Below are 13,059 nucleotides of genomic sequence, written 5' to 3' on the forward strand. Positions count from 1 at the left end.
CCGAGGAGAGAACCGTGCTTCTGCCCCACCCCGTGATCGACTCCCTGACCGTCGAGCAGTCCCGCGCCTGGCACGCGCACTTCTCGCCGGAGGCCGGCGGGCGGCGCCCCTCCATCGAGGAAGGCATCTGGCGGCGCACCCAGGACCCGCGCAACGCCGAACAGTCCGGCTGGACCGAGGACGAGGACGGCCGGCGCCGCGTCGTCCACTACCGGCTCCACTACGATCTCGACCAGACCCAGCCGATGGACCGCCTGGTCCTGGCGGAGCTCTACCTGGCCGTCTCCTGGCTGGCCCCGGCCGCCGAGATCGCCGCCCACCGCGGCGACCTGGAACGTTGGCTGGCCGCCGGCCGGTGGAAGGCGGGCGACACCGAGGACCCGCGCTGGCGCCGCGGCGACCTGTACGCCACGATCACCGAACACGACGTCCACCCCCAGGACGAGCGGGCCGGCCGCGACACCCCCACCGGGTTCACCTCGCTCGACGTCACCATCGAGTCCGTGGACTACGCCCTGCTCCGAGCCTCCCGCAACCTGCCCTGGGACGTGCTGGCCGGCGGGATGCGCGTCAAGGAGCGGCGCGGCACCCCCGAGTACGCCGACGACCTGTCCGGCCTGCTCGACCACCTGCCGTTCGTGGTGGAAGCCGGATGCGGCACCAGCATCGAGGCCGGAGTGCAGCCGCTGCACTGGCTCCACGAGGTCTACCGGGTGACCGAACGCCAGGGCAACGACCTCACCCAGGGCTACCGGTTCACCATGGCCCCCGGCCAGGACGTCCTGGTCCAGGAGATGCTGACCGACACCGAACGCAAGATCGGCGACATGGTCGCCATGTTCCGCGCCCTGTTCCAGGCCGAACCCACCCAGGCGCACCGGATCCTCAAGGCCCTCTACGACGCCGGGCACGCGGTCGGCCCGATCGCCACCCACAACTTCGACCGCCTCTTCGCCCGCGCCGGGATCCCCGAGGCGTTCATGCGCCGCTACGACCAGCGCACCCCCCACATGGACTACCCGCCGAACGCCCGCGCGCTGCTGGTGATCGGCCTGCACGCCGACCGGCGCGACGTCCAGCGGCGCGCCCGAAAGCTCGGCCTGAAGGTCTTCTACCTGGACACCGAGGGCGTCACCGAGAGCGGCGCCCACAAGGAGTACCTGATCGAGGGCGCCCGCGAGGGAGACGTCATCGTGCGCTCCCAGGCGATCCCCGCCCTGCGGCGCCTGGCCGAACTCCTGGGCACCGAGCACTGAACCCCCGAGCCGGTCGGGGGCGGGGCCGGCACCGCGAAGCCCGCCCCCGACCGGCGAACATCCGAGCGAACTTCGTTCCGTCATGGGACAGTTCAATCCACGATAGCGTCGGGTAGCGCTCCGGACGCGGTGCGCCACCCGACCAGACAAGGACCCCTTCCATGCGCGTTTCCGTGATCGGCTGCGGCCACCTCGGCATCCCGCACGCCGCCGCGATGGCCGAACTCGGCCACGAGGTCATCGGCGTCGACGTCGACCAGGCCAAGGTCGACCGGCTCAACGCCGGCCAATGCCCGATCTACGAGACCGGCCTGCCCGAACTCCTCGCCACCCACACCGCCACCGGCCGACTGCGCTTCACCACGAACATCGCCGAAGCCGCCCAGTTCGCCGACCTGCACTTCGTCGGCGTCGGAACCCCCATCGACGCCGACGGCCGCTCCTACGACACCGCCCAGGTCTTCGGCGCCATCCGCCAACTCGCCCCCCACCTGAAGCGCCCCTGCACCATCGTCGGCAAGTCCACCGTCACCGTCGGCACCACCCTCAAGGTCACCGAACTCGCCCACCGCCTCGCCCCCGCCGGCGACCTCGTCGAAGTCGTCTGGAACCCCGAGTTCCTGCGCGAGGGCCACGCCGTCGAAGACACCCTGCGCCCGGACCGCCTCATCGCCGGCGTCACCAGCGCCGAGGGCGAGAAGGCCATCCGCGCCGTCTACGCCGCCATCCTCGACACCGGAGTCCCCCTGTTCGTCTGCGACCCGCAGACCGCCGAACTCGCCAAGGGCGCCGCCAACACCTATCTCGGCCTCAAGATCAGTTTCATCAACGGCGTCGCCGACATGTGCGACGCCGCCGGCGCCGACATCTCCAAGATCGTCGACATCCTCGGCATCGACCCCCGCATCGGCGCCGCCGGCATGCGCCCCGGCATCGGCTACGGCGGCGGCTGCCTCCCCAAGGACGTCCGCGCCTTCACCGCCAGCGCCCGCCAGCTCGGCGCCGACCGCGCCGCCGCCCTGCTGCTGGCCGCCGAGCACATCAACGACAACCGCGTCGACACCGCCATGACCCTGATCACCGACGCCCTGGGCGAGCGCCCAGTCAAGGGCGCCCGGGTCACCGTGCTGGGCGCGGCCTTCAAGCCCGGCACCAACGACGTCCGCGAATCCCCCGCCCTCGCCCTCGCCCAGGCACTCGAACACGCCGGAGCCGTCGTCACCGTCCACGACCCGCAGGCCGTACCCACCGCCATGCGCCGCAACCCGGAGCTCGAATACACCGACGACCTTCCGGCCGCCCTCGACCGCGCCGACATCACCGTCCTGGCCACCGAATGGCCCGAGTACCGCCAGGCCAACCCCCAGGACCTCGTCAACCGCCCCACCACCCCGCTGCTCGTCGACTGCCGCACCACCCTTGACCCCGACCCCTGGCGCGCCGCCGGCTGGACCGTCCACCAACTCGGCCGCCCCGGCAAGTAGCGGCACCCCCGCGGTAGGGGCGCGACGGCCTCTGCCGCGGCCCCACCCCGCAGGCGCAGGTCTTGTCGTCGTTGGAGCTCAATCACTGCAAGCCGGGCCCGTCATTATCGTGACACTCCAATCGGACTCACCCCGGACCGCCCGGGAGACGCGGGAGACGCGCCATGGTTCAAGCCCACCCCCACCCCGTCACCGCCCGGCCGACCCTGGCCGACCTTCGCGCTGCGCACGAGCGGCTGCGCCAGGCACCCGACCTGTCTCCCGAGAAGGGCCGCCAGTACGCGTTCGTGATGGCCGAGTTGGAGCGGGCCGTCACGAAGAAGCTGGTGCCCGTCACGGGGCAGCTCACCGACCTGGTCCTGGACGGCTTTCTCGCGGCCGCCGAGGACGGCCTGTTCCGCGTGGCGCGCAACGGATCCGGGCCGACCGCGCCGGTCACCAACCGGATGCGCATCGGCTGCCTCAACCAGCTCTCCGCCCTGGCGGACCGTCCGCTGAACCTGGAGCACCGGACCGCGGCTCAAACGCTCAAGCCGAGCACATCATCCCAGGAGGCGGGCGCCCTGCGCCGCTACGCGGCCCGAACGATCAAGGCGGCCGGGCTCGACGACGACCACATCCGGATTCTGCTGGTGATCGGCCTGGCCCTGGACACCCGCAGCCGGTCCGGGGAACTCTCCGCGATGCTCACCACCGACATCCAGCACGAGCTCAAACCACGCCACCACCAGCCAACCGTCAGCGTCCGCCTCCGGCTCAACCCCCAGCATCGGCCGTCGGACACGATCGTGCTGACGGAGCCGATCGAACTGCACCCGGTCACCGTCGCCGCCCTGGACCGCTACCTCGACGTCCGCTCTCGCCTGGTCGGCGTGCTCCAGAGGTGGGCCAAGAACCACCTCGACCAGGCCGTCAACCCCTACCACGACCACCTGTTCGTATCGCTCGCGGCCAACCACACCGGCGGCCGGCCCAGCGTCGAAGGCGGTACTCCACTGCGCCCCCCGGGAATGCCTCTCCAGCCGCAGGGACTGCGGCGAGCCCTCGACCGGGCGGCCGACCGGATCAACAGGAAACGCGACCCCCGCTCCCGCCCGGTGCCGAACATGGAGCAGGCTGCACCTGCTCCACCTCACCAGGAGCCTGGACGCCATCCGCGCCAGCCGCCAACTGCACGTCTCCACCGGCTGCCTGGTCGGCGCCCTGTACTGCTCGCCCCTTGACCGCCGCCGCCAGGGGCTGCGCCCCCACAATCTCGGCGCCTACCTGCTGCGGACCAAGCCCTCCAGCACGCCGGTGATCTTCGAGGTCGCCCCCGACGCGCCGATCCCGCCCAAGGGAGTCGACTACCTGCACCTGGGCGCCATCCACCTGCGCACCTACCGGGCGTACCGGAGCTACCTCACCCCGGCCGAGAACGACCGGATCGACCGAGCCGTGCGGACCGGCCTGGCCGCCGCGGCGCCGTTCCTCGACCTCGCCCTGCGCAACGCCATCGGCCGTGCCAGCGTGGCGCCCGCGTTCGTCGACCTGCTCGCCGCCGCGGTGCCCAGCCTGCCGTTCCTCGGCTACCTCTACTTCGAGGTCTTGTCCGAGTACCTGATGCTCCACTCCGTCACACCGGAGACCAATACCTTCGCCCAGGCCGGAGAGCTGAACTGCTGGTTGTTCAAGCGCCTGGCCTTCGCCGCCGTCGACGACATGGACCAGCTGTTCGACCTGGCCCGCTTCCACCCCGGCCACCGCCGCCTCGTCGAGCTCGTCGAGGGCATCGAACCGGCGCTCAGCCCCCGGGTCGCCGAGTACGTCCGGCGCAGGGTGTCCCACCTGCTGGCCCGGACCGCGCTGCACCCCGCCCAGGACGCGGCGTCGGCCGCCTTCCAGGGTGCCGGTCTCGACACGCTGACGGCGGTCGCGCCCGGGCTGATCGGCCAGATGGTCTTCCGTGAGATCCGTTACCTGCCCCGCTACCCGCAGCTGTACCACTGCTTCGAGAAAGCGAAAGCACTGGAAGCATGGGACTTCTGGAACGGCCAGGGAATTCCCACCCCCTTCAACGGGATCCTCCCGAAGGGCGAGATCGGAATCAATCCGGTCTACCCCAGAGCGGAGATCCGGGCGTGGACGGCGAGAATCGACCACCGGGGGTATCTGCACCCCGCCGACGAGGTCGAGGCCGACTTCACGCCGCACCTGGCGGCATGGTGGGCACCGCCCCGCGTGGGCGAGACGCAGGACGGGCCGGACAGGTCACGAGGCGAGCAGACTCCGGGCGCGCGGGTGCCGGCTCCCGGCCAGCGGCGGTGGGTGAGCGGGGCTCGGGCATGACCGGCGGGCCCCTGACCGTCCTGACCGGAGTCAACCGCCCCAGCGCGCCCTCGTCGGGGGGCATGGTCCTGGTCGGGGACCTCTACCGGGTGATGCCCGAGACGAGGACGGTCTTCCTGGGCCGGGAGCCGGTCGACCCAACATGGACGACCGCGTTCAACCGGCTGATCACCCTGTCCACAGTGAAGCGCCCGCTCGGCCCGGACTTCGACGCCTATGTCGAGGAGCTGACGCGCGAGGTGCGGGCACTCATCGAGGAGATCCGGCCGGACGCGATCCACGCCCAGTACCCCGGACTCGCCCTGAGCCTGGCCCTCACCCGTGCCGCCGGCCGCATCCCGCTCGTCTCCCTCGTCCACGGCCCCGACGTGATGGCCGCCGAGCGCAGCCCGGAGGAACGGGCCCGGCTGGAGGAGGCCGCCGCCGCGAGTGCCGCGATCGTCGTCCCGACCACCGCGCTCCCCGACCGCATCGACCGCCTCACCAGCCGCCGCTTCACGAGCCGGCTCACCGTCATCCCGTGGGGCATCCCTGTGGGGGACACCCGGCTGCGCACCCGGCCACCGACCGGGCCGGGCCCCTGTCCCTGGTACACGCAGGCCGACTCGACGACAACAAGTCCACGGTCACCGCGATCGAGGCCCTCACTCTGACCCACTGGTCGCACCACCTGACGGTGATCGGCGACGGGAGCCTGCGCGAGCACCTGGAGCAGCGGGCCTCCGGCCTCGGCCTGCGCGACCGGGTACGGTTCGCCCCGTCCCAGCCCCGCGCAGACCTGTGGTCCCGCCTGCCAGACTTCGACGCATTCGCCTTCACGACCAAGGGACTGGAGGCATTCGGGCTCGTCCTCATCGAGGCGCAGGCCCACGGACTCCCGATCGTCCACTCCGACCTTCCCGGCGTGCGGGAGACCCTCGGGCGCGCCGGCCTGCCGTACGCTCCCGGCGACCCGCACTCCCTGGCCCGCGCCCTGGACGACCTCGGTCGGGACGCCAAACTGCGCACCGCCCTGGCCGAGGCGGCCGTAGAGAACGCGCGGCGATACGACATCGCGACGACCAGTCGCCAACTCCGGGAGCTGACACTCACGGTCGCCAGACGCTCGTGCAGGGCTTCGGCGTAGATCGCCACCAGCCCGTCTCGGCCGCCGGGGTTGCTCCCTCAGGCCATTGCGACCCCGGCGGCAGAGGTCGGCGAAGACGGGGCTCGCCCGGATCGAGGACCAGTTCGCCAAGTTCACCTACGGGGGCGCCGCCGTCGTCCAGCCGCACATCCAGGAATCGGTGCGCTCGGCTCCGTCCGCGGCCCGAGCGCACCGCCCTACGCCCGCGCCGCACCCGGTGACGGCGACCACGAGCAGAGCGGCGCAGACCGTCCGGAGGCGACGGCGCCAGGTGCGGACCGCCGAAGGGCGCAGCGATCTGGACCGCCACGACGGCGTCGAGCGCTTGCCGCCGCCGCTTCTGCCGCCGCCGTTGCCGCCCGGTCCGGGGCCGGCCTCGGAGCAGGCGGCCACCGCGTGGAGCGCGACGAGTCCGACGATGGCGCGCAGCACCGTCCTCCGCGTGGGATCGGGCATGGTCTCCCCCTGAGAGATGTGGACCGGTCGGCGGGGGCGGCCCGGCGAACCGGGCGGCGCCCACGACCACGCCGGTCGGGATCGGACGAGTCGGGTGGGACTCCTCGGTCGGCGGGTCGTACGGGCCAGGAGGCGTCGGGGACGCCGGAGCCCGCGGGTCCGCCCCACCGGAGAGAGGAGTCCGCGGCGCCCCGGCCGACTCCGCCCTGTCGCGCGCCCGTGACGAAGCCGCGACCGTCCTGCCGAAATATCCACGCCCCGGAGACCGCCGCGCGACGTGCGGGGAGTGCGGCGGCCCGGGCCCGGGTACGCGCGGGCCCGGGCGGGGAAACGCCCGGAAAGGAAGCGGCCTGTCGCCGACGGGCATCAAGGATGCCGACCTGGAAGCCTCTTGATGGTGCGCCAGAACCGGCGCCGGCTGCGGGGCGGCCGGAACCGGCGGCGCGTGGCAGGACCGGGACACAAGATTACGATTCGGCAACGGAGCGGGCCCACGGGCTCTCCCGGCGGTCTTGGTGCCGTATCGCCACTCGGTTCACCAGCCGCCATTCGCAGGGATCCCTATGCCGCGCCGTCCGTCGCCGCCACCCCATCAGCCCATGTCGTCCGGGTCGGAGCCCGCAGAAAGACCGTCGCCCGCCCGAACGGTGGGGCGGTCGACCGACAGCACGGCCCCCGAGAGCGACGAGCGGCTCACCGCACGGGCGCGAGCCGGGGACGAGAGCGCCGTCGCCGAGCTGTTCGAACGTCACCACAGCGCGGTCACCGCCTATGCCCGCACGCTGACCCGGACGAGCGGCGCCGCCGAGGACCTCGCGAGCGAGGCGTTCACCCTCACCCTCCGGGCCGTCCGAGGCGGCGGCGGGCCGCAGCAGAGCTGGCGGCGGTACCTGCTCACGGTCGCTCGCAACACCGCCATCAGCTGGAGCGCGGCGCAGCGCCGCACCCTGCTGACGGCCGACTTCGGGGACTGGGCCGATCGGCAGGACGAGTCGCTCTCCCCCGACGAAGCCCTCCTCGCCGGTGCCGAGCACCGCCTGGTGGCCGCCGCCTACGCGGGACTTCCCGAGCGGTGGCGGACCGTGCTGTGGCACGCGGTCGTCGAGCGGCAGTCGCCCGAGCGGATCGCGCCGCTGCTCGGGCTCACGCCCAGCGGGGTGTCCTCGCTGGTGTCGCGCGCGCGTGAGGGGCTGCGCGAGGCGTATCTGAGCGCGCACGTCCGGCAGGCCGCCTCGCCCGAGTGCCGGGCCCACGCGGAGCGGCTCGTGGCGCTCGTCCGCCGCCCCGGGCGACGGCACCCCAAGAGCGTCGTCCGTCATCTCGACGACTGCCCGCGGTGTCGGGCGGTCGTCGAGGAGCTGCGCGATGTCAACCGGCGCCTGCGGACGGCGGGGCTGGCCGCAGTGCTGCCGTGGGGCGGCGGTCACGCCTACCTGGCCGCGGTGTCGGACAGCACCGCGGTGAGTGGTGGACCGGCGGGCGCCGTGGGGGTGTCGGCCGGTCTGGGCGCGAAGGCCGCGACCGGGATGGCGGTGGCCGGGGTGGCGGTGTCCACGGCCGGCGTGGTGGTCGCGGCCGCCCTGGGGGCCTCGGCCTCCCACCCGGGGCCCTCGTCGGCCGCTCCGTCGAGCGTCGACCGGCGGCCGTCGGCACTGGCGTTCGTGAGCCCGCCCGCGAACCCGAGCGCGGACCCGACCGCGAGCCCGACCGTCCGGCCCAGCGCGAGCGCGACCGTGACGCACACCGGCCGGCCCGGTGCGAGCCCGACCGCGACACACACCGTCCCGTCCGGTGGGAGCCCCGCCGCCGGCGCTCCCGTCCCGCCCGGTGCCGGCCCGACCGCGGGCGCTCCCGCCCCGTCCGCAGGGGCCCCCGCGGCGGGTCCCACCGCGTCGGCGGTCACCGGACCCGCGCCCTCGGACGGTCGCACGCCGACCGCCCCCGGCAGGGCGACGACGAGCCCGCACGCGGTGACCCCGGCCCCCCGCGCGCCGGACTCCGGGGACCGCGCGCTCTCGGCCCACGGCAGGCCGGGAACCGCGCTGGTCCCCGGCCGGTCCGGTGACCAGGCGGTCGAGCTGCGGTTCGCCGTGCTGAACTCCTGTGTGAGCGTCGCCGGCTACGACGGCGTCGACGGCGCCGCGCCGTACACCGTCCCCTGCGAGTCGACGAACGACCAGCGCTGGTACCTGCGACCGGGTACCTCCGCCGAGCGCGTGCGGGTGGTGAGCGCGGCGAACGGTGGCTGCCTGCGCCCCGGTGAGGACACCGGCACGGTCGCCGAGGGCTCCTGCGGAATCGACACCAAGGACGAATGGCAGACGCTCCGCCTCGGGGGGACGGACGTCGCCCTGCGGCACGGCGACACGGGACAGCTCCTGGGCGCCGCGGACACCGGGGCCGACGGCGACCGTCTCCGGCTCCAGCCCGCGACCTGCGGCACCGCCCCGACCTGCAAGGACAAGGTGGCGTTCCGGTTCTGACCACCGGCGGTCCGTGGCGGCGCCGGACCGGGCACGGCTGCCGGACCGCCGGGTCGGCCCGTCGGCGGACGGGCCCTGCCCCGGGACTTCCCCCAGCACCGCTCAGGTCTACCCGGTCACCGCGTTCCACCCGCCGACCGCCGCCATCTCGTACACGCCGGACACGGTCCCGCGCGCCGCGGGGGCGGCCCCGGGCCCCTGCCGCTCCCAGCCGTCCAGGAGGGCGTCCACGGCGCACGGGGTACGGGGGTGCCAGGGCAGCCCGGCCTCCGCCCAGCAGGCGGCCACCCGGGCGGCGCGAGCCGGGTCGTCGGCGTCAGCCGCCCGGTGGCTGAGCACGAGCACGCTGCCGGCGGGCAGGTCGCGGCGCAGTGTCGAGAGCAGGGAACGCGCCTGCGGGTCGGTCAGTTCGTGCAGGACGTCACCGAGGACGGCCGCCATCGGACGGTGCCACTCCAGACCCGCCTTCTTCCGCAGTGTCCCGATGAGCGCGGGCGCGGCGAGGTCGGTGCGCACGTACCGGACCCGGGCGGGCGCCGGCACGTCGAGCAGCGCCCGGGCGTGGGCCAGGACGACCGGGTCACGGTCCAGGTAGACGACCCGGGCGCCCGGCCGGGTGGCCAGGACCGAGGTGTGGATCGGGGCGAGCGCCGTACCGGGCGCACCGGTCGTCAGTCCGCACCCCAGGTCCAGGAACTGCGCCAGGCCGCCTTCGGCCAGGAGCCCGGCGGCGCGGTGGAGGAACGCCCTGCCGTGCCGCACCGCGTCCACGCAGCCCGCGTCCTCGGCCCGCAGCCGGTCCAGCAGTGTCCGGTCCGCGGCGAGGTGGTCCTTGCCCGCGAGCATCAGGCTCGCCAGCCGGGCCGACGAGGGGCGGGTCAGCCGGAGGTCGTGTCGGGGGTCGAAGGGCGGGTGTGGCGCGCCGGCGGCGCGGTCGTGCCCGGTGGGGTCGTGCTCGGTGGGGTCATGCCCGGTGGGGTCCCGGACCTCGGCCGGGCCGCCGGTCACCTGCGGAGCCGCGGGCCGGCCCGGGCGTTGGCCGGGGCGGGCGGTGTACCGGCGGACGCCCCGCCGGCTCATGCCCGCACCGTCCGCATGAGGCCCGCCGGGGCGTTCTGCCGGGCCCCGCCCAGGACGGGGTGGACCGGTGTCGCGCGGTCCCGCCCGCGCGTCGGTTCGTCGTCCGCGGTCCGCCGGGTGAGGTCCTCGGCGAGGAGGTCACGGAGCGGCGAGTCGGTCACGGGTGCCGGGACGGAGGTAGCCATGAGGGTCCTTGGCGGGTCTGGGGTCGGCGAGGCTGACACCGCGCCGACGGGGCTCGGTTCCCGCGCGCTCTCGAACCGCCGGGGGTTCGAGGTGCGGCGGCTCTCACTGTCGGCGCTCGTGGTGCGCGGACAGCGTCGACATGCCACGACGGGGTGGCGGGCGGCCTGGTACGACCCGTCCCCTGGCCCGGGCCGGCTCCCTCCGCCCGGCCGGACCGGGCGCGGGAGCGGCCCCGGGCGGCCCCGTTCGGTGCGCACACCACGGCGGCGACCGTGGGGGCGGGGCGAATCACCCCGGTTCCGAGTCCTGCGGCGCCTCGGCTCTACGGCGGCCCGACGCGGCCGAAGTGGGCACCGGCCGCGGGCACGTACATCAGAACCTGCCCGACGAGCGGGGGGATCAGGACGACGGCGCTCATCGCGGCGGCGGCCACGAAGTCCCCGTACAACGCGGCGATCGCCATGAGGAGGACTCCCACGGCCCAGCCGATGCCGGTGAGGAGGGTCAGGACCGCCCTGGCCCGGCGTCCTCCGGCGCGTGCCGCACCGGCGAGGGCGACGAGGGCGACCAGCACGGCCACGGCGGGGAACAGGAGGACGAAGTCCCCCACCTCCACCCCGATCCGGATCCGCTCCGCGAAGGCCAGCACCAGACCGGCCGCTCCGGCGAGCACGATCAGCAGCCACAGCAGGAACGACCAGCGCACGACGCGAGGGACGGGTGCTTCCCAGGGACGACGCGGAGGGACCGGGGCCATCGGAGACACCTCGCCGGCGTGGTCGGCCGGCCGGTGACCAGGCTCCGCGGCGGAGGCTCGTACGGCGGGGTGGGGCATGGCGTTCTCCTGCGGTTCAATCGACGGTTCGGGTCGAAGGAGTGGGGATCCGGCATCCACGCCCGCCCCGTGACACGATCGTGATGATCCGCGTGCGTCCGTCACCCCGGCCGGCCGACCACGCCCCGCGCAGGGGTGGGTCGGCGGCTTCCGCGCCCGGGTGAGGGGATGCTACAGCTGTCGTCCGCGCGCCCCGGAGGGTGAAACACGAATCCGGGGACGACCGTTGACTCCCGCACCGGACAGCCCGCACACTTTGCGCACCAGCGGCACACCGCGAAACCGCCGGCGCCGGTTCGGGCCCCCGCCCGCCGGCCGGCGTCCGCGTGACGCCCGCCCCGCCGTCCGTCATTCCCGCGGTCGGCTGCGAACCCCCTTCGGCCGGACGGTGTTTGCCGGCCGGACCCACCGCGGGCCTCGCGCCTGAGGCCCCCGCCCCCAGGAGGTACGACGCGCTCTTCGTCGGCGCCGCCAGGACCGCAGCGTCCCGCGCCGCGAGCTCTTGTCCCGTCCACCCGCCCTGCCGACGTCGGTGAACCCGTCGGACACGGCCGAACCCAACCATCGGCACGTTCGAGCGACGTCCCTGCGGCGGGGCCGGGCCCCCCATTCCTCCGGCAGAGCGCCGTCGCAGGGTACGAACCGCGGTCGCGGCCCGAAGAGGCCGCGCCCGCGTCCCCCGCCACCCGACCGGACGCGTTCGCCCGGCCGGTCGTGCGGCGGCGCACGACCACCTGAGACCCACCGACCGGCGGGCCTCGACGCACGAGTTGAGGACCCCGGATTGAGCAAGCTCGCCAGAGTGACGAAGAAGGCGCCGAAGGATCCCGAGGGGCGGATGGCCCTCGCCGGGCACCTGCGCGAACTGCGCAACCGCGTGGTCAAGTCGGCCCTGGCGATCGTGGTGTTCACCATCGTCGCGCTGGTCTTCCACAAGAGGATCGAGGACTTCCTGCTGCAGCCGCTCCGCTGCACCCCGGAGATCATCGCCGCGGGCAAGGAGACGTGCGCACAGGTCTCGACCATCGGTCTGACCGCGGGCTTCACCTGGATGCTCAAAGTCGCCCTGACCGCCGGCGTGGTGGCCACCGTCCCGGTCTGGCTCTACCAGATCTGGGCCTTCGTCGCGCCCGGTCTGCACCGGAACGAACGCAAGTACACCCGGATCTTCGTCGCCTGCGGCGCACCGCTGTTCCTCGCGGGTGTGGGCCTCGCGATGCTGCTGCTGCCGACCACGGTCCAGATGCTGATGTCGTTCACGCCCGACAACACCACACCGATCCTGCCGCCCGACGACTACTTCGACATCGCCACCCGGCTCGTCCTGGTCTTCGGCCTGGCCTTCGAGTTCCCGCTGCTGCTGGTGATGCTCAACCTCGTCGGCATGGTCACCGGCAGGCGACTGCTCGGCTGGTGGCGCGGCATGGTGCTGGGCATCACCGTCTTCGCGGCGTTCGCCACGCCGAGCGTCGATCCGCTGAGCATGCTGGCACTGGCCGCGCCGATCTGGGCGCTGTACTTCCTCGCCTGCGGCATCTCGATCATCAACGACAAGCGCAGGGCCCGCCGCAGCCCCGACTACGGACTGGACGCCGACGAGGCGTCGGACATCGACCTCTCGGTGCGGCCGGTGGAGGAGGCGGAGGCCGTCGAGGCGTCCGTCCAGCCGTCCGCGATCGCCGAGTTGCCGCCCCCGCGCCGGGAAGAACTGTTGGACGACATCACCTGATCACCCAGCGACGTCCGGCCCCCTCACCACCTCTTCCGCCGAACTCCCGCCGGCGGGGCGGACGGTGGGTGCCGCGCCGCCCGGCGGGGCACCCAC

Annotated in this window: 12 protein-coding genes; 8 read left to right on the forward strand and 4 right to left on the reverse strand. The window is 73.8% G+C overall.

What is annotated here, in order from left to right; translation table 11 throughout:
* The first annotated feature begins 14 nt into the window (after window positions 1-14).
* The 6 genes from ACFXHB_RS30970 (at window position 15) to ACFXHB_RS30995 (ending at window position 6,194) form a co-directional block, all read left to right on the forward strand.
* Window positions 15-1,256 (forward strand): hypothetical protein, encoded by a 1,242-nt coding sequence (locus tag ACFXHB_RS30970; protein ID WP_380577991.1) that lies wholly within the window; start codon window positions 15-17, stop codon window positions 1,254-1,256.
* A gap of 161 nt (window positions 1,257-1,417) precedes the next feature.
* On the forward strand, window positions 1,418-2,740 hold the full coding sequence (locus tag ACFXHB_RS30975) for a UDP-glucose dehydrogenase family protein (protein WP_380577992.1): 1,323 nt from the start codon (window positions 1,418-1,420) through the stop codon (window positions 2,738-2,740).
* 164 nt (window positions 2,741-2,904) lie between these two features.
* The gene (locus tag ACFXHB_RS30980) at window positions 2,905-3,963 is read left to right on the forward strand and encodes a hypothetical protein (RefSeq protein ID WP_380577993.1); all 1,059 of its coding nucleotides are present in this window, start codon (window positions 2,905-2,907) and stop codon (window positions 3,961-3,963) included.
* 73 nt (window positions 3,964-4,036) lie between these two features.
* Complete coding sequence (locus ACFXHB_RS30985) at window positions 4,037-5,068, forward strand: hypothetical protein (protein ID WP_380577994.1); 1,032 nt, start codon at window positions 4,037-4,039, stop codon at window positions 5,066-5,068.
* Window positions 5,065-5,721 carry a glycosyltransferase gene (locus ACFXHB_RS30990; protein WP_380577995.1) on the forward strand — a complete coding sequence of 219 codons (657 nt, stop codon included), beginning with the start codon at window positions 5,065-5,067 and terminating at the stop codon, window positions 5,719-5,721. The genes ACFXHB_RS30985 and ACFXHB_RS30990 overlap by 4 nt, the downstream gene beginning before the upstream one ends.
* Window positions 5,703-6,194 carry a glycosyltransferase gene (locus tag ACFXHB_RS30995; protein WP_380578003.1) on the forward strand — a complete coding sequence of 164 codons (492 nt, stop codon included), beginning with the start codon at window positions 5,703-5,705 and terminating at the stop codon, window positions 6,192-6,194. The genes ACFXHB_RS30990 and ACFXHB_RS30995 overlap by 19 nt, the downstream gene beginning before the upstream one ends.
* Before the next feature lie 117 nt (window positions 6,195-6,311).
* Here ACFXHB_RS30995 and ACFXHB_RS31000 read toward each other — a convergent pair whose 3' ends face one another.
* On the reverse strand, window positions 6,312-6,650 hold the full coding sequence (locus ACFXHB_RS31000; protein ID WP_380577996.1) for a hypothetical protein: 339 nt from the start codon (window positions 6,648-6,650) through the stop codon (window positions 6,312-6,314).
* A gap of 647 nt (window positions 6,651-7,297) precedes the next feature.
* Here ACFXHB_RS31000 and ACFXHB_RS31005 point away from each other — a divergent pair.
* Window positions 7,298-9,133 (forward strand): sigma-70 family RNA polymerase sigma factor, encoded by a 1,836-nt coding sequence (locus ACFXHB_RS31005; protein ID WP_380577997.1) that lies wholly within the window; start codon window positions 7,298-7,300, stop codon window positions 9,131-9,133.
* Between the two features lie 108 nt (window positions 9,134-9,241).
* Here the strand turns inward: ACFXHB_RS31005 and ACFXHB_RS31010 are convergent, their stop codons facing one another.
* The 3 genes from ACFXHB_RS31010 to ACFXHB_RS31020 all read right to left on the reverse strand — a co-directional run bounded on the left by ACFXHB_RS31010 (window position 9,242) and on the right by ACFXHB_RS31020 (window position 11,105).
* The gene (locus ACFXHB_RS31010; protein WP_380577998.1) at window positions 9,242-10,213 is read right to left on the reverse strand and encodes an SAM-dependent methyltransferase; all 972 of its coding nucleotides are present in this window, start codon (window positions 10,211-10,213) and stop codon (window positions 9,242-9,244) included.
* Window positions 10,210-10,398, reverse strand: coding sequence for a hypothetical protein (locus tag ACFXHB_RS31015; RefSeq protein WP_380577999.1), 189 nt, complete (start codon window positions 10,396-10,398; stop codon window positions 10,210-10,212). The genes ACFXHB_RS31010 and ACFXHB_RS31015 overlap by 4 nt, the downstream gene beginning before the upstream one ends.
* A 323-nt stretch (window positions 10,399-10,721) precedes the next feature.
* The gene (locus ACFXHB_RS31020; protein ID WP_380578000.1) at window positions 10,722-11,105 is read right to left on the reverse strand and encodes a hypothetical protein; all 384 of its coding nucleotides are present in this window, start codon (window positions 11,103-11,105) and stop codon (window positions 10,722-10,724) included.
* Window positions 11,106-12,072: 967 nt separating this feature from the next.
* Between ACFXHB_RS31020 and tatC the strand changes: the two genes are divergently transcribed.
* Window positions 12,073-12,963, forward strand: coding sequence for a twin-arginine translocase subunit TatC (gene tatC / locus ACFXHB_RS31025; RefSeq protein ID WP_380578004.1), 891 nt, complete (start codon window positions 12,073-12,075; stop codon window positions 12,961-12,963).
* Window positions 12,964-13,059 lie beyond the last annotated feature (96 nt).

The sequence above is a fragment of the Kitasatospora sp. NPDC059327 genome, from assembly GCF_042752535.1.
In the GTDB taxonomy this organism is placed as follows: Bacteria; Actinomycetota; Actinomycetes; order Streptomycetales; family Streptomycetaceae; genus Kitasatospora.

Bases quoted from the DNA above. Each gene is read 5' to 3' on its own strand.
- ACFXHB_RS30975 (WP_380577992.1), top strand. From the start codon at position 1,418: ATGCGCGTTTCCGTGATCGGCTGCGGCCACCTCGGCATCCCGCACGCC.
- ACFXHB_RS30980 (WP_380577993.1), top strand. From the start codon at position 2,905: ATGGTTCAAGCCCACCCCCACCCCGTCACCGCCCGGCCGACCCTGGCC.
- ACFXHB_RS30990 (WP_380577995.1), top strand. From the start codon at position 5,065: ATGACCGGCGGGCCCCTGACCGTCCTGACCGGAGTCAACCGCCCCAGC.
- ACFXHB_RS31000 (WP_380577996.1), bottom strand. From the start codon at position 6,650: ATGCCCGATCCCACGCGGAGGACGGTGCTGCGCGCCATCGTCGGACTC.
- ACFXHB_RS31010 (WP_380577998.1), bottom strand. From the start codon at position 10,213: ATGAGCCGGCGGGGCGTCCGCCGGTACACCGCCCGCCCCGGCCAACGC.
- ACFXHB_RS31015 (WP_380577999.1), bottom strand. From the start codon at position 10,398: ATGGCTACCTCCGTCCCGGCACCCGTGACCGACTCGCCGCTCCGTGAC.
- tatC (WP_380578004.1), top strand. From the start codon at position 12,073: ATGGCCCTCGCCGGGCACCTGCGCGAACTGCGCAACCGCGTGGTCAAG.